Source organism: Halalkalibacterium halodurans (assembly GCF_005671335.1).
In the GTDB taxonomy this organism is placed as follows: domain Bacteria; phylum Bacillota; class Bacilli; order Bacillales; family Bacillaceae_D; genus Halalkalibacterium; species Halalkalibacterium halodurans.
In genome coordinates this window covers 3,234,503-3,255,446 of the sequence record NZ_CP040441.1, presented here as the reverse complement: position 1 = coordinate 3,255,446, position 20,944 = coordinate 3,234,503, and the positions used below count along the sequence as shown (strand labels likewise).

18 protein-coding genes, 1 pseudogene and 1 other annotated feature are annotated in these 20,944 nt (G+C 43.9%); of the genes and pseudogenes, 18 read left to right on the top strand and 1 reads right to left on the bottom strand.

The genetic code is table 11. The features are described 5' to 3' along the window. Positions 1 to 189 precede the first annotated feature (189 nt). Positions 190 to 396 (bottom strand): small acid-soluble spore protein SspI, encoded by a 207-nt coding sequence (gene sspI, locus FED51_RS15830; RefSeq protein WP_010899257.1) that lies wholly within the window; start codon positions 394 to 396, stop codon positions 190 to 192. Between the two features lie 116 nt (positions 397 to 512). Between sspI and FED51_RS15825 the strand changes: the two genes are divergently transcribed. The 18 genes and pseudogenes from FED51_RS15825 (at position 513) to trxA (ending at position 20,913) form a co-directional block, all read left to right on the top strand. After that, a complete protein-coding gene (locus tag FED51_RS15825) occupies positions 513 to 1,268 on the top strand; it encodes a TrmH family RNA methyltransferase (protein ID WP_010899256.1) in 756 nt (251 codons plus the stop codon). A 61-nt stretch (positions 1,269 to 1,329) separates the two neighbouring features. Next, positions 1,330 to 1,560: a binding site (T-box leader), on the top strand. Positions 1,561 to 1,696: 136 nt separating this feature from the next. Then, positions 1,697 to 2,731 (top strand): phenylalanine--tRNA ligase subunit alpha, encoded by a 1,035-nt coding sequence (gene pheS / locus FED51_RS15820; RefSeq protein WP_053430547.1) that lies wholly within the window; start codon positions 1,697 to 1,699, stop codon positions 2,729 to 2,731. 15 nt (positions 2,732 to 2,746) lie between these two features. Further along, entirely contained in the window at positions 2,747 to 5,173 is a 2,427-nt protein-coding gene (pheT, locus tag FED51_RS15815) for a phenylalanine--tRNA ligase subunit beta (RefSeq protein WP_053430548.1), read from the top strand. 325 nt (positions 5,174 to 5,498) lie between these two features. Continuing rightward, positions 5,499 to 6,263 (top strand): YqcI/YcgG family protein, encoded by a 765-nt coding sequence (locus FED51_RS15810; protein ID WP_412733915.1) that lies wholly within the window; start codon positions 5,499 to 5,501, stop codon positions 6,261 to 6,263. Continuing rightward, positions 6,260 to 6,901, top strand: coding sequence for a LysE family translocator (locus tag FED51_RS15805; RefSeq protein WP_134228535.1), 642 nt, complete (start codon positions 6,260 to 6,262; stop codon positions 6,899 to 6,901). Before FED51_RS15810 ends, FED51_RS15805 begins: the two co-directional genes overlap by 4 nt. Positions 6,902 to 7,016: 115 nt before the next feature. Beyond that, a pseudogene (locus FED51_RS21430) lies at positions 7,017 to 7,129 on the top strand (IS200/IS605 family transposase); the annotation flags it as partial. A 329-nt stretch (positions 7,130 to 7,458) separates the two neighbouring features. Next, positions 7,459 to 7,734 (top strand): cell division protein ZapA, encoded by a 276-nt coding sequence (zapA, locus tag FED51_RS15800; RefSeq protein WP_010899253.1) that lies wholly within the window; start codon positions 7,459 to 7,461, stop codon positions 7,732 to 7,734. After that, the gene (locus tag FED51_RS15795) at positions 7,727 to 8,266 is read left to right on the top strand and encodes a CvpA family protein (RefSeq protein ID WP_010899252.1); all 540 of its coding nucleotides are present in this window, start codon (positions 7,727 to 7,729) and stop codon (positions 8,264 to 8,266) included. Before zapA ends, FED51_RS15795 begins: the two co-directional genes overlap by 8 nt. A 189-nt stretch (positions 8,267 to 8,455) precedes the next feature. Next, positions 8,456 to 10,171 (top strand): DNA polymerase/3'-5' exonuclease PolX, encoded by a 1,716-nt coding sequence (polX, locus tag FED51_RS15790; RefSeq protein ID WP_010899251.1) that lies wholly within the window; start codon positions 8,456 to 8,458, stop codon positions 10,169 to 10,171. A gap of 23 nt (positions 10,172 to 10,194) precedes the next feature. Continuing rightward, positions 10,195 to 12,552, top strand: a complete 2,358-nt coding sequence (locus tag FED51_RS15785; RefSeq protein ID WP_010899250.1) for an endonuclease MutS2 — start codon at positions 10,195 to 10,197, stop codon at positions 12,550 to 12,552. A gap of 24 nt (positions 12,553 to 12,576) precedes the next feature. Next, entirely contained in the window at positions 12,577 to 12,984 is a 408-nt protein-coding gene (locus FED51_RS15780; RefSeq protein ID WP_010899249.1) for a DUF350 domain-containing protein, read from the top strand. A 450-nt stretch (positions 12,985 to 13,434) separates the two neighbouring features. Beyond that, a complete protein-coding gene (locus FED51_RS15775) occupies positions 13,435 to 15,135 on the top strand; it encodes a long-chain-fatty-acid--CoA ligase (protein WP_010899248.1) in 1,701 nt (566 codons plus the stop codon). A 271-nt stretch (positions 15,136 to 15,406) separates the two neighbouring features. Then, on the top strand, positions 15,407 to 17,101 hold the full coding sequence (locus FED51_RS15770) for an AMP-binding protein (RefSeq protein ID WP_010899247.1): 1,695 nt from the start codon (positions 15,407 to 15,409) through the stop codon (positions 17,099 to 17,101). A gap of 84 nt (positions 17,102 to 17,185) precedes the next feature. After that, positions 17,186 to 17,773 carry a fatty acid metabolism transcriptional regulator FadR gene (locus tag FED51_RS15765; protein ID WP_010899246.1) on the top strand — a complete coding sequence of 196 codons (588 nt, stop codon included), beginning with the start codon at positions 17,186 to 17,188 and terminating at the stop codon, positions 17,771 to 17,773. A 16-nt stretch (positions 17,774 to 17,789) separates the two neighbouring features. Then, positions 17,790 to 18,566, top strand: a complete 777-nt coding sequence (locus tag FED51_RS15760) for an enoyl-CoA hydratase (protein WP_010899245.1) — start codon at positions 17,790 to 17,792, stop codon at positions 18,564 to 18,566. 21 nt (positions 18,567 to 18,587) lie between these two features. Continuing rightward, positions 18,588 to 19,358 (top strand): electron transfer flavoprotein subunit beta/FixA family protein, encoded by a 771-nt coding sequence (locus FED51_RS15755; RefSeq protein ID WP_053430551.1) that lies wholly within the window; start codon positions 18,588 to 18,590, stop codon positions 19,356 to 19,358. A gap of 14 nt (positions 19,359 to 19,372) precedes the next feature. Continuing rightward, positions 19,373 to 20,350, top strand: a complete 978-nt coding sequence (locus tag FED51_RS15750; RefSeq protein ID WP_053430552.1) for an electron transfer flavoprotein subunit alpha/FixB family protein — start codon at positions 19,373 to 19,375, stop codon at positions 20,348 to 20,350. 248 nt (positions 20,351 to 20,598) lie between these two features. Next, positions 20,599 to 20,913, top strand: a complete 315-nt coding sequence (gene trxA, locus FED51_RS15745) for a thioredoxin (protein ID WP_010899242.1) — start codon at positions 20,599 to 20,601, stop codon at positions 20,911 to 20,913. The last annotated feature ends 31 nt before the right edge of the window (positions 20,914 to 20,944 follow it).

Here is a 20,944-nt window from a genome sequence, read left to right as displayed (position 1 = left end):
TAGCTGTAATGTTATGATGGTAGCTATCTTTTACTTATGGTATGTGACTCATTTGGTATCTGTGCCCACTCTCCGTGCGTGAGGTCTATTTCATCGTCAACATGGAGAGAATAGACGATGAGAGGAATGGTGCCCTCTCTATAAATAAAAAGCCTCCCATGATATGCTTCATGGAGAGGCGAGAGCGCGTTACTGTAAGCCTTGACTAATTTGTTCACACAACTGGTCTTTTTGCTGCTCGTTACAGTTTTTCCAATATACTTCGAATAAGACACCGAGACCTGGGAGCATTTTTTCTTCACCACTTTGAATGGCGTCAACAATCGTTGCTTCAACCTCTTGTTCGTTACTTCCTTGAATGTTTGCCATGATTGCTTGACGTAAATTAAAATTCATTTTGATCACCTCAGCTTTATAAATGGTCGTTCGAGATTAGTATGTCTGATTGAAGTCTGGATTATAACGAAAATATTGGGTAAGATGTGGACAAACGGATAAAAAAGGAGTATAGAATGAAACAAATCGATTCACCGAAAAATGAACTAGTCAAAAAATGGAAAAAATTACATACAAAAAAAGGACGGGATCAATCAGGACAGTTTCTGATCGAAGGATATCATCTTGTGGAGGAGGCATTAAAATCCACTATTACGATTGAGACGATTTTAGTGACTGAATCGGTGACTCTCCCGACCGCTTGGCATGTAGATGAGCGGGACGTTATCCTCGTCAGCGATCGGGTCATGGCTGATTTAACAGAAACAAAAACACCACAAGGGATCGCGGCCATTTGTCACATTCCAGACGAGCCTAGCTTTCAAGAGTTAGAAGGGATGTTTCTTTGCATTGATCACGTTCAAGATCCAGGTAATGTGGGAACAATGATTCGGACGTGCGATGCGGCAGGGATGTCGGCTGTCATTGTAAGTGAGGGGAGTGTTGACATTTACAACAGCAAAGTAGTTCGCGCTTCCCAAGGTTCGATTTTTCACTTACCGGTTATTAAAGGAGATCTTCACGGGTGGGTGGATCAATTTAAAGAAGCCGGAATCCCTGTTTTCGGAACAGCCTTAGAAGGAGGAAGCACTTACACAGCGATTGAGCCGCAAGCGCGATTTGCTTTGCTAGTGGGAAATGAAGGAGAAGGTGTTGAGCCAGAGCTATTGGATAAAGCTGATCAAAACTTGTACATCCCTCTTTACGGGAAGGCTGAGTCGTTAAACGTAGCGGTGGCAACAGGAATTCTCCTTTATTATTTGCGAGATTAGGCGCCAAATGGAGTTGCAACCTCAAGTGAATTTCACTATAATAGACACATCCAAATAGTATGAAAATGCGTGGAAAGAGAGTAGTAAGCTGAACCCTACCAACCAGGGACGAGATGCCAGCGACTGAAAGCACCTCGATGGAAAGGACAGCTGAATTCGCTCTGGAGCAGGCACTGGAACACAAGCGCATAGCTTGTTAAGGTGATCCCGGCAACAGCCGTTATGGAAATGAAGAGGATGCACTCAGTTTGTGCATCAATTAGGGTGGTATCGCGAAACCTTCGTCCCTTGTTTGGGAACGAAGGTTTTTTTGCACTTGCAGAAAAGTTTAATTTCTATAAAGGATGAGCTGCCATCATTTTAAACTTGGCCTTAACGTTTGTTGCTTTAACCTAACATTCGATTGGTATTAAAGGAGGATATGGTACATGAGAGAACAATTAGAGGCGTTGCGTGATGACGCGATCAAAAAAATTGAGCAGGCACAAGAGAAAAAAGTGGTGCAAGAGATTCGTGTCAAATACCTAGGAAAAAAAGGGCCCGTAACGGAAGTGCTACGCGGCATGGGAAAGCTTTCACCAGAAGAGCGTCCAGTTATTGGCCAATTGGCAAATGACGTTCGTGAAGCGATTGGAAAGGCGATTGAGTCCAAAATGGAAGCTTTGGAGCAAGCGGAGATTCACCGTAAGCTTCAAGAGGAGACAATCGATGTCACCTTACCAGGTCGCCCAGTATTAAAAGGGGGGGCCCATCCGTTAACTGCGACGATCACAGAAGTGGAAGACTTATTCATCGGACTTGGCTTCTCTGTTGCGGAAGGACCACAAATTGAAACCGATTATTATAACTTTGAGGCGTTAAATTTACCGAAGGATCACCCGGCCCGTGATATGCAAGACTCCTTCTATTTTACGGATGAACTGCTGCTTCGTACACAAACGTCCCCTGTTCAAGCGAGAACAATGGAAAAATATAAAGGAAAAGGGCCGATTAAAATCATTTGTCCCGGGAAAGTGTTTCGCCGCGATGACGATGATGCGACACACTCTCACCAATTCATGCAAATCGAAGGTCTTTACGTCGACCATGGGGTACGTATGAGTGATTTAAAAGGAGTGCTCCAAGCCTTTGCTAAATCATTCTTCGGGGAAGAGCGCTCCATTCGTCTGCGCCCAAGCTTTTTTCCGTTCACTGAGCCGTCTGTTGAAGTGGACGTCTCTTGCGGAATTTGCCACGGGGACGGGTGCCGCTTCTGTAAGCAAACAGGTTGGATTGAAATTTTAGGCGCTGGGATGGTTCATCCGCGCGTCCTTGAAATGAGTGGCTTTAATCCGAATGAATATAGTGGTTTTGCATTTGGTATGGGAGTTGAGCGACTTTCCATGCTGAAATACGGTATCGATGATATTCGCCACTTCTATACAAATGATCGCCGGTTCTTGGCACAATTCAAGCGAGTGTAAGGGGGAAATTCAAACATGTTAGTATCCTATCAATGGTTAAAGCAATACGTCGATCTTGACGGTATTTCCGCAGAGGAAGTAGCGGAAAAGCTGACGCGCGGGGGGATTGAGGTTGACATCATTCATGACTTAAATCAAGGAGCAACAGGGGTGGTCGTCGGCCATGTCCTTGAATGTCGCCAGCACCCAAATGCAGATAAATTGAACCTATGTCAAGTAGAGATTGGGGAAGAAGAGCCTGTACAAATTGTGTGCGGTGCGCCAAACGTCGCAGCGGGTCAAAAGGTGGCTGTCGCCAAGGTTGGAGCCGTTCTCCCGGGTAATTTTAAAATTAAAAAAGCAAAGCTTCGCGGTGAGCTATCCCAAGGGATGATTTGTTCATTGCAGGAGCTTGGCGTAGAAAATAAATTTGTGCAAAAAGAATTCGCTGACGGCATCTATGTTTTTTCAGACGACGTTGAAATCGGGAGCGACGCTTTGGAAGCTCTCAATCGCTATGACCAAGTACTTGAGTTGGACTTGACGCCGAATCGTTCCGACTGTTTAAACATGTACGGAGTGGCCTATGAAGTGGCGGCGCTCTTCGACAAAGAGGTTCATTGGCCTACTGCCGAAAGTAGTGGAACTGATGGTCAAGCAAGCGATTATGTATCGGTTGAAATTGAAGATATCGAGAAGAACCCGTATTACGGGGCGACGATTATTAAAAATGTGAAAGTCGGACCATCGCCTTTATGGCTGCAAAATCGTCTCATTGCTGCTGGCATTCGTCCGATTAGCAACGTCGTCGATGTAACAAACTATGTTCTCCTTGAATACGGTCAGCCGCTTCATGCGTTTGACTACGATCGCTTAGGATCAAACAAAGTGGTCACTCGCCTTGCAAAAGAAGGAGAGAAAATGGTTACTCTAGATGATATAGAACGGACGTTACAAGCAGACCACCTGCTCATTACAAATGGACGTGATCCTGTGGCCATTGCTGGTGTCATGGGGGGAGCTACATCTGAGGTGCAGGAAGATACTACAACGGTACTCCTTGAAGCGGCTTATTTTGATCCGGCTACGGTGCGGAAAGCCTCTCGGGATCTGGGACTACGGAGTGATTCAAGCTCACGGTTTGAAAAGGGGGTTGATCCGAAACGGGTGAGGGAAGCAGCGGCAAGAGCGGCCACACTCATCGCGGAAGTAGCTGGAGGCACCGTTGTTGGTGGTGTCGTCGAAGCTGGCGAGCTTGCGATTGAAGAACCAGTCGTTTCTTTGAATCTTCCCCACATGAATCAACGTCTTGGTATGGAACTTTCTCACGATGAAGTGGCAGCGATTTTTGACAGACTCGGTTTTGCTTATACGGTTGAAAACGATACGTTCGAAGTAACAGCCCCGTCGAGACGAGGCGATATTCGAATCGAGGAAGATTTATTTGAGGAAGTGGCCCGTTTATATGGCTATGACAACATCCCGACAACGTTCCCGGTAGGAGGAACAACTCGTGGTGGTTTAACGGACTATCAACAGAAGCGTCGAAAAATTCGCCGGTATTTAGAAGGGGCAGGCTTATTTGAAGTGATGACGTATTCATTAACGAGTGAAGAAAAGGCAAAGGGACTTCAAGGGGAAAATGAAGATTACTTACCGATTCGTGTAGCCATGCCGATGAGTGAAGAGCGAAGCACCATGCGAACGAGCTTAGTGCCACATTTGCTTGATGTGGTGCAATACAACTTGAACCGAAAGCAAGAAGCGTTGTTTATTTACGAGCTCGGATCTGTGTTTTTAAGCAAGGAAGAAACGTTAACAAAACAGCCAGAGGAACGAGAAATGCTTGCAGGTGCATTGACTGGGCTTTGGACGGAGCATTTATGGCAAGGAGAGAAAAAAGCCGTCGACTTCTTTGTCGTAAAAGGCATTCTTGAAGGAATGTTCGCAGAGTTAGGCTTATCAGAAAAGGTGACGTTTGAACGTGGGGAGCAGCCAGGGATGCATCCAGGGCGAACGGCAAACGTAAAAGTAAATGGTAGAGCCGTTGGTTTTGCCGGTCAGATTCATCCTGAGCGACAAAGCGAGTTAGACTTAAAAGAAACGTACGTGTTCCAATTAGATGTAGAATCCCTGTTGACAGAGGAAGGGACTGAGGTCGCCTATGAACCACTTCCTCGCTTCCCAGCGATCTCGCGTGATATCGCCCTTGTCGTTGACGAGAACGTAACAGCGGCCCAATTGCAGCAAGTGATTGAGGCGAACGGCGGCGAATGGCTAAAACATGTTTATCTGTTTGATCTCTATGAAGGAGAGCATATGGAAGCTGGGAAGAAGTCCATTGCCTTCTCCCTCACCTACTTTGATCCGGAGCGCACATTAACGGATGAAGAGGTCACAGCGGTTCACGAGCAAATTTTAAAAGAGCTCGAAGCATCAACTGGAGCTGTTTTACGTGGATAATCATTGAGAAGGAGTCAGCCTCATTGCAGGCTGGCTTTTTTTGAAAGAATGGATACTAAATGATGAGACAAAATCGTGTTAGTCCTTTGATATATGGTATAATTTAGTAATAAAAAAGAGAAACCTAATAATATCAAGTCAGCAATTGTTTTATACAGCAACCTTCAAATTGCACACCCTCTCCCTTGATGCTGTGAACAGATCTAAATATTAGATCCTCTTACTTTGATTAATAATTATAAATGATTATGAATTATGATATTGAATAAAATTTAAATTAAAGATATAATATGGATTAATTAACAATATTAATCATATATAGGAGTTGATTGTTTTGTTGAAAGTTGGCTGTTTGTTAGATCAAGAAAAATTGGCTGACTGTATTGGGAATGGGGAATTAGAAGAATGGATGGTAAGAACATATTATGATTTTAGACGTTCTTTGCTAGATGTAACTGAGCCATATCCGTGTTATTTTGCTGTTGAAGCGGAAAAAAATGGACTTATACGTTATATTTTTGCAGAGTCAGCTTATGATGAAAAAGAGTTACATAGGGTAAAAAATGCGGTTTATGAATATATAAAAAGTTATAGATCTATTGGAAAACGTACAACACTTGTATTATTTTTCAAACCCATAGAAGGTGGAGTTTCAGAAGACTATAAAAAACAGTTCTGGAATGTAATCAATTTTTTAAATGTCAATGATCCAAGTGTCTGGCCTCCAGATATACCAAACGATCCAAACGATCCTAAATGGGAGTTTTGTTTTGCAGGCGAACCCATTTTTTTAGTTTGTCGTGCACCTTTCTATAATGATCGAAAAAGTCGTTATACACCTTATGGGTTAGAAATAACGATGCAACCCAGGGGTACTTTAGATGATATAACAGGAGATACAGCAAAGGGTAGAAAAGTAAGAGAAGTAATTCGCGAGAGATTAAAAAAGTATGATAAGATTGCTAGTCATCCCGATATCGGAGATTACGGCGACCCTGATAGCAGAGAGTGGAAACAATATGTGTTACCTGAAACAAATGAGGAAAGTGTAATGAGATGTCCAATAACAGGGAGAAAAAATAATCAATGAATCTACTAAGCTATATTGTATTAGGCCTAGCTCTTTCTATACCCGTTGGGCCAATTAATGTTGAAATGATCAAAAGGGGAATCAAAAGTGGGTTCTGGCATTCCTGGGCGGTAGGACTCGGTGGAATGTCGGCCGACGTTGTTTTAATGATCCTAATTTATATAGGAATCTCAAGCTTTCTTACGGCTCCATTAGCTCAATTTATCTTATGGGTTTTTGGATTCGCTATTTTAAGCTATCTAGGCTATGAAAGTATTAGAGATGCATTTAAAAATGTCATCATTTCAGACGGAATCCAATCAGTAAGCAAGTGGCGTTGTTTCTTATCTGGATTTTTAATTGCTATTTCTAATCCATTAAATATAGTTTTCTGGGTTGGAATTTATGGTTCGGTTTTAACCACCACTTTAACGAATGTACATTCAAGTTACGCATTGCTTTATAGTAGTTTTATTTTTATTGGAATCGCGTTGTGGGATTTAACGGTTGCCACATCTGTCCATTTCGGACGGAAATTTTTGAATCAGAAATTTATCAAATGGCTTTCGATTGGGGCGGGCCTAGTCCTAATCGGATTTGGGATCAGCTTTGCTTTCCAAGCAGTGACAGTTATATTCCAACTCATGAGCAGTGGCTAAGAAAAGGGCTAAGCGAAAGTTAAGAGTCGCTTAGCCTGTTTTTGTTGGTTTTGAAAGGTCTGGCTACCAGGGGCTCCAGAAAGCTTTTAGCATGGTAAAAAAATCCTCGCTTCATGGTAAGATCAAGAAAAGTATTGGACAAATCATTAGGGAATTGTGTGAACGAAAAGGTGGACCATACACGAAGCCAATGTGGATTTTGACCGTATCTATATGTTGATAAGTATTTCGCTATGATCCTTTCAATTTTGCTATGCTACGCCAACATTTGACAAAAAACTTTGCTTTTATAATGACTTGCTACCAAAAAATCCTTTAAACGTGCCGATATAAAACCTAAGGGAAGGGTGCTACGATTCATGACGAAGGGCCCATCCATTCTATAACATTATCAAAAAATGTCAAATCGCAAAAAAAAGGGGGCAAGAAGCTTGAAGCGACAAAGTTCTAAGGAATTTGTCACCTTTTTACAATGTCTGTTTTCATCCATAGCGCTTCGTGTTATGATAGAATGTAGATTTATTGATAGTGTGATTTGACGAATAGGAGGCTTTTCGGTGAAAGAGAGACAAAGAGAAAAGCAGCGTACCACCGTCTCGATTTATGGACAGCAGTATACGGTTGCTGGCTATGATAGTCCCGAATACATGAAAGAAGTGGCCGCTGAAATTGATGCAAAAATGCGTGAACTACGGAAGGTTAATCCGTACTTAGATACAACGAGACTAGCCGTATTAACGGCCGTAAATGTGATGGATGATTTAAAAAAATTGGAAGAGTACATTCGTTATTTAGAACAGCAGAGATTAACAGGAGACGAAAAAAATGCTTAGTGTGATTTTATTGTTTATTTTGCTATGTAGCTTTTTTATCGGAAAGCGGAGGGGATTGATTTTACAGCTCGTACATCTCCTCGGCTTCGTTGCTGCGTTTTTTGTAGCTTACAAATACTATGCTCCAGTTGCTACCTACATTCGTTTATGGATTCCATACCCTCAATTTTCACCAGACAGCCCTGTGACGATGTTGATTGAAGCGTTTAACTTTGAAAATGTCTATTATTCTGGAATTGCGTTTGCCCTTCTTTTCATTGGAACAAAGATATTATTGCACATCGTCGGCTCGATGCTTGACTTTTTAACCCATTTGCCGATATTGCGCTCGGTTAACGGGTGGCTCGGGGGCATTCTCGGATTTGTTGAAGTGTATTTAATTATGTTTGTTCTCCTCTATGTTGGTGCATTGCTGCCGATCGAGACGGTGCAAACTCATTTAAACCAGTCGTTAGTCGCACAGTTTATCATGAACCATACACCATTTTTATCTGAGTTTATTCGCAACTTGTGGATTAACAACCCAATGTAATTGGAATAGGACTTCTCTTTACGACAAAGAGAAGTTTTTTTGCACTTTAAGAAACACAACGGTTTTCACCATAGGAATTAGCCCTAACCGAGTTTTTCTAAATAAAAACTCGGATAAGTACGGAGAGCAACGTTTGATTTTGATAGGGCAAACTCGGTATCATGGAGGAGGAAAGAAAGGACGATGACGATGAACAAAAAAGATGTGATTCGCACACTCGAACGAATCGCCATTTATATGGAACTTAAAGGGGAAAACCCGTTTAAAATATCCGCCTATCGAAAAGCGGCTCTTGCACTCGAACAAGATGAACGAACATTGGATGAGATCGAGGATCCGGCTACGTTAAAAGGAATCGGAAAAGGAACGGCCGAAGTGATTCTCGACTTAAAAGAGACTGGGGAATCCTCGCTTATGCACGAATTAAAAGAAAGCGTTCCAGCTGGCCTAATCCCGCTTCTCCAGCTTCCGAGTTTGGGTGGCAAAAAAATCGCCAAACTTTATCAAGAGCTAGGGGTGATTGATCTTGCTACATTAAAGGAGGCATGTGAGCAAGGAAACGTTCGCGAATTAGCCGGATTTGGGAAGAAGTCTGAAGAAAAAATTTTAGCCGCGATTGCCGAATTATCGAACAAGCCTGAACGGTTTCCTATTGCCTTTGTCCTCCCAATTGCAGTGGAGATTGAAGCGCAGCTCAAGGAAATGGACAGCATCCATCGCTTTTCACGTGCTGGGAGCTTGCGGCGGATGAGAGAGACGGTAAAAGATTTAGATTACATCATTTCCACGGATGATCCAGAAGCCGTGCGGGAACAGCTGCTACAGCTAAAGCACATGGGCAAAACGATTGCGAGTGGTGATACAAAGGTATCGGTTGAACTGGAATATGACTATCCTATTTCCGTTGATTTCCGTCTCGTTAAGGACGAAGCCTTTGCGACGACGCTCCATCATTTTACCGGATCTAAGGAGCACAACGTGAAGATGCGGCAATTGGCGAAAGCCCGTGGAGAAAAAATTAGCGAGTACGGGGTGGAGAACACGGAGACAGGGGACGTAAAAACCTTTGCCGATGAATCGGCGTTTTTTAAACATTTTGGATTAACGTACATCCCGCCAGAAGCCCGCGAAGATCAAGGAGAGGTGGAGCTGTTTAAAGAGGCTCATGCTCTTGTCACCCTTGAAGACATTCGCGCAGACCTTCACATGCATACGACATGGAGCGATGGGGCTCATTCGATTGAGGAAATGGCCGAAGCCGCTCGACAACGAGGGTATGAATATATTGCGATCACCGATCATTCGAAATTTTTGCGGGTGGCAAATGGCTTATCGGAGGAACGTTTAAAAGAACAACACGCAAAAATTCGTGAACTAAATGAGCGATATGATGATTTTACGATTTTCACTGGGATTGAAATGGACATTTTGCCAGATGGCACCCTCGATTATGAGGATCCCATATTGGCAGAAGTAGATTTCGTCATTGCTTCCATTCATTCGTCCTTTTCCCAGCCCCGTGAAAAAATTATGGACCGACTGAAGACAGCCCTTGTGAATCATCACGTTGATCTCATTGCCCACCCAACTGGGAGACTGATCGGCCGGCGGGAAGGTTATGATGTTGATGTGGACATGCTGATCGAGCTTGCGAAAGAGACGAACACAGCCCTCGAATTAAACGCTAATCCAAATCGGTTGGATTTGAATTCTGAGGCGCTTAAAAAAGCACAAGAGCAAGGCGTTGTTATGGCTATTAATACGGATTCACATACAAAAGAAACGTTTTCTTATATGGAGTACGGTGTTGGGGTTGCCAGAAAAGGTCTTATTCGTCCAGAAACGGTCATCAACACATGGCCCCTTGAACGATTTTGCGCCTTTTTACGACGGCACCAGCCATAGGTGTACTTGAAAGGAGTAGCAACATGGAGCGTGTATTACGCGTATTAGAATATGAAAAAATGAAAAAGCAATTGCTGGAGCATGTTTCTTCTAGCCTTGGTCGGAAAAAGGTTGAACAATTAACACCGTCAACCGATTTTAATAAAGTAAAGCTCTGGCAGGCACAGACTCAAGAAGGCGCCAACATGCTACGGCTTAAAGGACATGTTCCTCTCGGTGGGATTTTTGACATTAAACCTCACCTTAAACGAGCAAAGATCGGTGGCCTACTGCATGCCTCAGAACTACTGGAAGTAGCGAGCACGATTTATGGCGGCCGGCAGTTAAAAAAATTCATCGAGACGATGATTGAGGAGGAGGAGGCCGACCTTCCCTTGCTTGGGGAGTTTGCTCGGCAAATCGTCCCACTTACGGATTTGGAACGAGCGATCAAGCAATGTATTGATGATAATGGACACGTTCTGGACTCGGCTAGTCCGACGCTGCGAACATTGCGTCATCAAATCCGTAGTTTCGAGGCCAATGTCCGCTCAAAGCTCGAGGGGATTACACGCTCCTCTAATACAGCTAAAATGCTATCCGATGCCATTGTGACGATTCGCAATGATCGCTACGTGATTCCAGTGAAACAGGAGTATCGCGGGGCATTTGGTGGGATCGTCCACGATCAATCGGCGTCAGGTGCCACATTGTTTGTTGAGCCTCAGGCGGTTGTCGAGATCAACAACCAGCTTAGGGAAGCGAAGGCAAAGGAGCAGCGAGAAATCGAGCGGATTTTATCCGAGTTATCCATGCAAGTGTCGGAGCACGTGGACGATCTGTTCGTCAATGTAGACGTTCTTGCTGAGTTGGATTTTATTATGGCACGGGCACACTATGGGAAGGCGATTCGCGCCACACAGCCCATTTTGAATAACCGAGGCTACTTGCTCATCAAGCAAGGGAGACACCCGCTCATCCCTGATGACGAAATTGTCCCAATCGATATAGAGCTCGGGCATTCTTACTCCTCCCTTGTCATTACAGGACCCAATACCGGAGGAAAGACGGTTACGCTCAAAACAATCGGACTGTTAACCCTCATGGCTCAATCTGGATTGCACGTACCGGCGGAGGAAGAATCGGAGCTTGCAGTTTTTAAACATGTGTTTGCCGATATAGGGGACGAGCAGTCGATTGAACAAAGCTTGTCCACGTTTTCCTCACACATGACGAACATCGTTGACATTTTAGGGAAGGTAGATCATGAAAGCTTAGTGCTCTTCGATGAACTTGGTGCGGGAACGGATCCGACAGAAGGAGCGGCACTCGCAATCGCTATCCTTGATGACGTGTACCGCCGCGGGGCACGTATTGTTGCCACTACCCATTATAGTGAGCTAAAAGGGTACGCCTATAATCGAGAAGGGGTCATGAACGCTAGTGTAGAATTTGACGTTGAAACGCTTTCTCCAACCTATCGTTTGCTGATTGGGGTTCCTGGGCGAAGCAATGCGTTTGCCATTTCAAAACGACTAGGATTAGAAGAGAAAATTATCGAGCAGGCGAAGGCACATATTGATGAGGATGCAAGCCAAGTGGAAAGCATGATCGCTTCTCTCGAACAAAGTCAAAAATCAGCAGAAAGCGACTGGGAAGAGGCCGAGAAAGCTTTACAGGAGGCAGAACAGCTCCGACTCGATCTTCAGAAAAAATTAGATGATCTTGAAAAGGAAAAAGAGCGAATTTTAGCTGAAGCAGAACAGCAAGCCGAGCAAGCGGTGAAAGATGCGAAAGAGGAAGCCGAAGTCATCATCTCCGAGCTCCGTGATTTGCAAAAGCAAGGAGTCTCAGTGAAGGAGCACCAAATCATCGATGCGAAAAAGCATTTGGAGGAGGCTGCGCCAAAGCTGACAAAACAGCAGAAAAAAGTGAAACGAACAGCAGAGAAGAAACGAGAATTCAAACCAGGTGACGAAGTAAAAGTGCTTAGCTTCGGCCAAAAAGGTCATATCGTGGAAAAAGTGAGTGAAGCAGAATATCAAGTGCAAATGGGGATCATGAAGATGAAGGTGGAGGCAAGTGATCTTCAACTTATTGATCGACCACAGCCTGTCGAGACGAAACCATTAGCAACGATAAGAGGAAGTGATCACCACGTCAAGCCTGAGCTTGACCTTCGCGGGGAGCGTTACGAAGAAGCGATGCTCAAGGTGGAAAAATATTTAGATGACGCGTTGTTAGCAGGATACGCATCAGTCTCCATCATTCACGGAAAAGGTACAGGTGCGTTACGAAAAGGTGTGAAGGACCTCCTGAAGCGTCATCCTCATGTCAAATCAGCAAGGGATGGCGGGGCAAATGAAGGCGGGCTCGGGAATACCGTCGTCGAATTGCGATGATCGACGAGAAAAGAGGCGAGAGGATTGGAAGGATTATTTGAACATGAGATTGTGCGGGTGGCCGGCGCATATAGCGTTGCCGTGCTCGCCCTCATCGTGTTTTTAGCCATTTTTGAATCGGTTACAAAATATAAAAACTGGGAAGAGATTAAACGGGGAAACGTGGCAGTGGCGATGGCAACTGGTGGAAAAATTTTTGGCGTGGCCAACATCTTTCGCCATTCGATAGAGCAAGCAGATACGTTACTCGTTATGCTTAGCTGGGGCACTGTAGGTTTTTTGCTTCTACTCCTTGGGTATTTTATGTTTGAGTTTTTGACCCCAAGCTTTAAAGTAGATGAAGAGATCAAAAATGGAAACAAGGCCGTCGGATTCATTGCAATGGTGCTTTCTGTCGGGCTATCGTATGTTATCGGAGCTAGCTTAGGTTAAGAGGGGAGCGAACAAACGGTGAAGTTACTAATGAAAATCCTCTATGCTTGCTGTGCGGCGTTTTTTATTGCAGGTGTCATCTATATGATCTTTTTTGCTGTATAATGAGCGGTGCTACTTTTGAAAAAGAGTCATATCAGCTCCAATTATGTAATAACAGTTAGAAAGAACGCTCTTTTGATCGATCAAAAGGGCGTTTTTCTCATGATTTAAGTATTAGGTAAATGACCTTCTCGAAGGATCTTTTTGATGATTCAACGATTTTTTCGATAGTAGATCCGGTTTTTCGTACGTTCAATTGTCCTTGGCCGCCTAAAAAAAGGCCCCTTCGAAACGAAAAGTAATGGAAATTGAAAAAATTGATTCAAAATTGTAAGCGATTACAATACAATAGAAGGAGAGGAGACTGACACATAGGGAAGGAGATTAGGAATTAAGGAGGAGGAGACAATGACAATTGATCGAGTTTGGTTGAAGAGTTATCCGAAGGAAATTCCCCATTCTATTGACTATGAGGAAAGGACGTTGCAATCGTATTTAAAGCAAGCAGCAGAGGAGTTCCCGTCACATATTGCCGTTCAGTTTCTCGGAAAGGAAATGACCTATCGTGAGCTGTATGAACAAGCGAAGCAATTTGGCAATCAGCTAAAAACGCTAGGTATCTCAAAAGGGGATCGAGTGGCGATCATGCTAGCCAACAGTCCCCAATCGATTATTAGTTACTACGGAGCGTTAATGATCGGGGCCGTCGTTGTGCAAACAAACCCCTTGTATGTTGAGCGAGAACTGGAACATCAATTAGTTGATTCAGGAGCAAAAGTCATTGTCTGTTTGGATCTCGTGTTCCCAAGAGTGTCAAAAGTAAGAAAAGCAACCCAATTAGAGTATGTCATTGTCACAAGTATTAAAGATTATTTACCATTTCCGAAAAACGTCCTTTATCCATTTGTCCAAAAAAAGCAAACAGGAATGAAAATTGACATTACGTATAATGAAAATACCCTTTCGTTTAAAAAGTTCCTCCAAGGAGGAGTGACGACGGAGCCATCTGAGGATGTCTCACCAACAGATGATTTGGCCCTGCTCCAATATACGGGAGGAACCACAGGACCAGCGAAAGGGGTTATGCTAACCCATGCCAATTTAGTCGCCAACACGATTCAAGGGCTCCATTGGATGTATAAATCGAAGCGTGCAGAAGAAGTCATACTCTGCGTCCTGCCGTTTTTCCATGTTTATGGGATGTCCGCTGGTATGAACTTAGCGATCATGAATGCGTATAAAATGGTGATTTTACCGAAATTTAACCCGAAGGACGTTCTCAAAGCAATTGAAAAGCATAAAGTCACTTTATTTCCAGGGGCACCGACGATGTATGTAGGATTAATTAACGATCCATCCATACAGGACTATAATTTAACATCTGTTGAAGCTTGTATTAGTGGCGCTGCCCCGCTTCCACTTGAAGTGCAGCAAAAATTTGAACAGTTGACTGGAGGGAAGCTAGTAGAAGGGTATGGGCTGACGGAAACGTCCCCTGTAGCGATTGCGACACCGATTTGGGGGAAACGAAAGCAACGAAGCATCGGCATCCCGTGGCCAGATACAGATGTTATGATCATTTCTGCGGAAACGGGTGAGCCTGCAGATGTCAACGAAGTAGGCGAGCTTGCCGTTCGTGGTCCGCAAGTAATGAAAGGCTATTGGAACAGACCAGAAGAGACGGCCCAAGTGTTTAAAGATGACTGGTTTTTAACAGGCGATATGGGGTATATGGACGAAGATGGTTACTTTTACATTGTCGATCGGAAAAAAGATATGATCATTGCTGGCGGCTTCAACATTTACCCTAGGGAAATTGAAGAAATTTTATATGAGCATGATGCCATTAAAGAAGCGGTTGTGATCGGTGCACCAGATGCTTATCGCGGAGAGACGGTGAAAGCATTTATCGTCTTAAAAGAAGGGAGATCGGTCTCAGAAGAAGAATTAGATGCATTTTGTCGGAAACATTTAGCGGCATACAAAGTGCCACGACTTTATGAGTTTCGTGAAGAGCTACCAAAAACCCTCGTCGGGAAAATATTACGTCGCGTCTTAGTCGAAGAGGAAAAGAAAAAGGCAGAGCAACAAAAGGTGAGCAACGAATAAAGTGACCTTTCAGCCAGTGGGCTTTGGGAGTTTCGGTCTGCACCCAGCTGCTCTAAGCATAGCCTTACTGATTACTCAAATCCCTAAAGTTTTGTAGCGTTTAAACAGATAAATGAAACTGAAAAAGAAAGGTGCGGAGTGCAGCATCTTTCTTTTTCTATATGAAAATAAAAAAATTTCAGTAAAACTATTTAAAAATGAATCATTATTCATTAGAATGGAGAAAGAGAGGAATGCTAGAAAGAGAGGGGTTGGATAAGGAGGAATCGGCTTGGTTGATGTAGAGAACCGAGAATGGTTTAACGCGTACCCGAAGGAAGTTCCCCATACGATCGACTATCCGAATCAGACGCTGCATGATTTAATAAAGGAGGCAGCGACAACATACCCTCATCACGTAGCGCTACATTTTTTAGGAAAAACGATGACGTATCAGTTGTTTTATGAGCAGGTCCAACGTTTTGCCGCTAATTTGCAACAACTAGGATTACAAAAGGGCGAGCGTGTCTCCATTATGTTGCCGAATTGCCCGCAAGCTGTGATCGCCTACTATGGAGTATTGGTAGCCGGTGGGGTTGTTGTGCAAACGAATCCGCTCTATGTGGAACGGGAGTTGAATCATCAGCTGATCGATTCTGGTGCCCGTTTTATCGTTTGTTTAGATGTCCTTTATCCACGGGTCATAAAGTCGAGAGAGGGAGCACCACTTGAACACGTAATTGTAACCGCTATCAAGGATTATTTGCCATTTCCGAAAAATATGATTTATCCGTTTATCCAAAAGCCGAAGCCAAAAGGAAAAATTGGCTATGGTAGCCATGTTCATCGTTTCGTTCCAATGGCACAATCAGGCTCAACTAATCCAACCCCTGTCCGAATTGATCCGAAGGAAGATTTAGCTTTACTACAATATACTGGAGGAACGACAGGGGTTGCCAAGGGTGTAATGCTCACCCACTACAATTTAGTAGCCAATACGATTCAGTGCCGAAAATGGATGTACAAATGGCGCGATGGGCAAGAGCGAACGTTAGCTGTATTGCCATTCTTCCATGTGTATGGCATGACAACGTCGATGAACTTGACATTGATGACAGGATCAGAGCTTCATATTGTTCCTCGATTTGACCCATTACAAGTGTTAAAAATGATTGATAAAAAGAAGATTACGATGTTCCCAGGAGCGCCAACGATGTATATCGCGCTCATTAACCACCCAGACCTGAAGAAATACGATCTTTCCTCCATTGAGGCCTGTATCAGTGGGTCTTCTTCTCTCCCAGCAGAGGTTCAACAAACGTTCGAACAGCTTACAGGAGGTCGCCTTGTGGAAGGATACGGCTTAACGGAAGCATCGCCAGTAACCAACTGCAATCTCGTATGGGGAGAGCGAAAGGACCAAAGCATTGGTGTCCCATGGCCGGATACAGACGTGCACATTCGCTCATTAGAAACCGGCGAAAGCTTACCATCAGGTGAAATCGGTGAGGTTGTCGTTAGGGGCCCGCAGGTAATGAAAGGATATTGGAATCGACCAGAAGAAACGAACGCAACCTTGCAAAACGGCTGGCTTTATACAGGCGATATGGGATATAAAGATGAAGAAGGGTATTTTTATATTGTTGACCGGAAAAAAGATATGATTATTGCCGGCGGCTTTAACATTTATCCACGGGAAGTAGAGGAGGTTCTGTACGCTCACGCCAAAGTGCAAGAAGCGGTAGTCATAGGGGTTCCAGATGAATATCGGGGGGAGACTGTTAAAGCATTTATTGTCGTCAAAGAAGGAGAAAGCGTCTCAGAAAAAGAATTAAACGACTATTGCAGAACCCATCTTGCCGCATATAAAGTCCCGCGGAAATATGAGTTTCGAGATGATCTACCGAAAACGATGGTCGGAAAAGTATTAAAACGAGTCCTTATTGAAGAGGAAACGAAAAAACAAGGGATAAAACAATCAAGTTAAAGAAGGGGCGTTGACAGATTCCAGGTCATCGATTAAAATAAGAATCATGAATGAATACTCATTCATTCTGAAAGGAAGATGACTGTGGGAAAGAAAAAAGGACCAAAATATGACCAAATAATCGATGCGGCAGTACAAGTCATTGCCGAGCATGGCTACCATCAAGCGCAAGTATCAAAAATCGCAAAAGCAGCCGGAGTAGCTGATGGCACGATTTACCTTTATTTTAACAATAAAGAAGATGTTCTCATTTCATTGTTTCAAGAAAAAATGGGAAGGTTCGTTGATAAAATTCGTTCGCAAATGAACGAAGCCACTGATGTAGAAGAAAAGTTAAAAATCCTTGTAAACATGCACTTTAAACAGCTTGCCGCTGATCATAAATTAGCCATTGTCACCCAATTGGAGCTCCGTCAATCAAATACAGAGCTTCGTTTAAAAATAAATGAAGTTCTAAAGGGTTACTTAAACCTTCTCGATGAGCTATTAATGGAAGGAAAAGAGAAGGGCTACTTTTTCCAAGAGTTAGACACTCGTCTTGCCCGCCAAATGATCTTTGGCACACTTGACGAAGTCGTCACAAACTGGGTGATGAAAGATTGCAAATATGATTTAACCGCATTAGTGAAACCTGTTCATCAACTTTTGCTAGGTGGGTTGCGCCATCGTTGAAAAGGGAGTGATAGATGTGGAACCTTTGAAGCTTGCCATTGACGAAGGCGGTGTTGCGACGATTACGATTGCACGACCGCCGGCCAATGCCCTATCTCGAAGGGTATTGGAACAGCTTGATCACATTCTCACGCAGGTGGAAAAAGACGATCACGTACGTGTTATTCTCCTCCACGGGGAAGGACGATTTTTTGCAGCAGGTGCAGACATAAAGGAATTTTTGCAGGTGAAGGATGGCTCAGAATTTGCAGAACTAGCAAAGCAGGGCCAACGTCTTTTTGATCGAATGGAAGCGTTCTCAAAACCGATTATTGCGGCAATTCATGGGGCCGCCCTTGGCGGAGGGCTTGAGCTAGCAATGGCGTGTCACATTCGGCTAGCCACGGAAGATACGAAGCTCGGCTTACCAGAGTTGCAGCTCGGATTAATCCCAGGTTTTGCTGGCAGTCAACGCTTGCCACGTCTCGTTGGCCGAGCAAAAGCGTTGGAAATGATGTTGACGAGCGAACCGATCACTGGATCTGAAGCAAAAACTTTAGGTCTTATTAATTCCCTACATTCTGAGCAAACGCTCATCGATGATGCAAAAGCATTGGCGAAAAAAATCGCAGCAAAAAGTCTAATCACGACAGCGATGGTGCTTGAACTCGTTCAATACGCTTGCGACGACAAGTTCGTAGAAGGGTCTGAACGAGAAGCGGAGCTTTTTGGTAAAGCTTTCGACTCTGCGGATGGAAAGGAAGGCATTCAAGCCTTTTTAGAAAAGCGCAAGCCGAACTTTAACGATCAATAATTACTAGGGAGGGACTCATACATGAACATTTACGTATTAATGAAGCGTACTTTTGACACAGAAGAAAAGATTTCGATTAGCAGTGGGCAAATCGATGATAGCGGTGCAGAGTTCATTATTAATCCTTATGACGAATATGCGATTGAGGAAGCAATTGTTCTTCGTGACAAGCATGGTGGAGAAGTGACAGTCGTAACGGTAGGAGAAGAAGAAGCAGAAAAAGAATTGCGTACAGCCCTTGCGATGGGGGCAGATAAGGCGGTCCTTATTGATAGTGAAGAATTAGATGAACTGGATCAATATACTACAGCTACTTTGCTAGCAGCATATTTAAAAGATCAAGAGTTTGATATTATTCTCGGTGGAAACGTAGCGGTTGATGGAGGATCAGGACAAGTGGCTCCCCGTGTCGCGGAGCTGTTAGGCATTCCACAAGTAACGACGATTACGAGCTTGGACATTGAAGATGGGAAGGCGACAATCGTTCGTGATGTAGAAGGGGACGAAGAAACCGTTGCAGCGTCATTGCCATTGCTTGTAACAGCTCAGCAAGGGCTGAACGAGCCGCGCTATCCATCGCTACCAGGCATCATGAAAGCAAAGAAGAAACCACTTGAAACATTAGATCTTGACGACCTTGACCTTGAAGAAGAAGATGTGGAAGCAAAAACGACGACGCTTGATGTATTTCTTCCGCCGGAAAAAGGAGCAGGAAAGGTGTTAGAAGGGGAAGTCGAAGCACAGGTCAAAGAATTGGTTTCATTGCTTAAATCTGAAGCGAAAGTGATTTAACTGGAGGGGATCATATGGCTAGAAAAGTACTCGTAATTGGAGAAGTGCGTGACGGGGAATTAAGGAACGTCTCTTTTGAAGCGGTGGCTGCAGGAAAAGAAGTCGCAAATGGCGGTGAAGTAGTTGGTGTCCTTTTAGGTGAAAATATAAGCGATCTCGCAAATCAGTTAATCCACTATGGAGCCGATCGAGTCGTTGCTGTGAACCATCCTGATCTCGCCCAATATACGACAGATGCTTACCAACAAGCAATTTTACAAGTGCTGGACGTGGAATCGCCAGAAGCATTGATTTTGGGGCATACATCCATCGGAAAGGATGTGGCGCCAAGAGTCGCGATGAAGCTAGGCGCTGGGTTAATTTCAGATGTAATATCAGTAGAAAAAGACGGGGACGAGATCGTCTTTACACGACCAATCTATTCAGGAAAGGCGTTTGAGAAAAAGAAAGTCAATGAAGGCATTATATTTGCCACGATTCGTCCTAACAATATTGCTCCATTAGAGCAGGATGCCTCTAAATCAGGCGATGTTTCCTCGTTAATGGTCGATATTAAGGATTTACGTACGACGATTCGTGAGGTTGTTCGCAAGGCGACTGGTGGGGTAGATCTATCGGAAGCAAAGGTAATCGTTGCAGGCGGCCGTGGGGTCAAGAGCAAGGAAGGCTTTGAGCCTTTACAAGAGCTTGCCGATGTCCTTGGAGCAGCGGTTGGTGCGTCCCGTGGGGCGTGTGATGCTGACTATTGCGACTACTCGCTACAGATTGGGCAAACAGGCAAGGTCGTCACCCCTGATCTTTATTTCGCCATCGGCATTTCCGGTGCGATTCAGCACTTGGCGGGGATGTCCAACTCAAAAGTAATCGTAGCGATTAACAAAGATCCTGAAGCGCCTATTTTTGAAGTGGCAGACTACGGTATTGTCGGCGATCTATTTGAAGTCGTACCGCTATTGACAGAAGAGCTAAAAAATGTTCTCGTATCAAGCTAAGGCTATGGAGAGCTGTCATTCGGCAGCTCTCTCTTCTTGTACCCGAAAAAAGACTCAAGCTCTGGCTGAAGTGCAAACTTCTTGAAAACATATAACAATTTCGGTAAAATGTTTGAAACACACGTTCAACGGATATGTTAAATAAGAATTTGCCGTCATGCCGTAAGCAAACTGTTCGCAAGTGATCTTCTGCGGTGGTATAATGCAAATTGTGAAGGAAAGTTGAACAACTTTGAGGAGGTTATCGAATGGCAATTGTAAATGTTACTGATCAAACGTTTGCTCAAGAAACAAGCGAAGGTCTTGTTCTTGCAGACTTCTGGGCACCGTGGTGCGGCCCTTGTAAAATGATTGCTCCAGTTCTAGAAGAACTTGATGGGGAAATGGGCGATAAAGTTAAGATTGCAAAATTGGATGTAGATGAAAATCAAGAAACAGCAAGCAAATTCAATGTAATGAGTATCCCAACGTTGATCGTTTTCAAAGACGGTCAAGTCGTGGATCAAGTGACTGGCTTCCAACCGAAGGACGCATTAGCTGAGCTTTTGAACAAACATCTTTAATTCAAAAACATCTGTCTCTCAGCATAGGGAC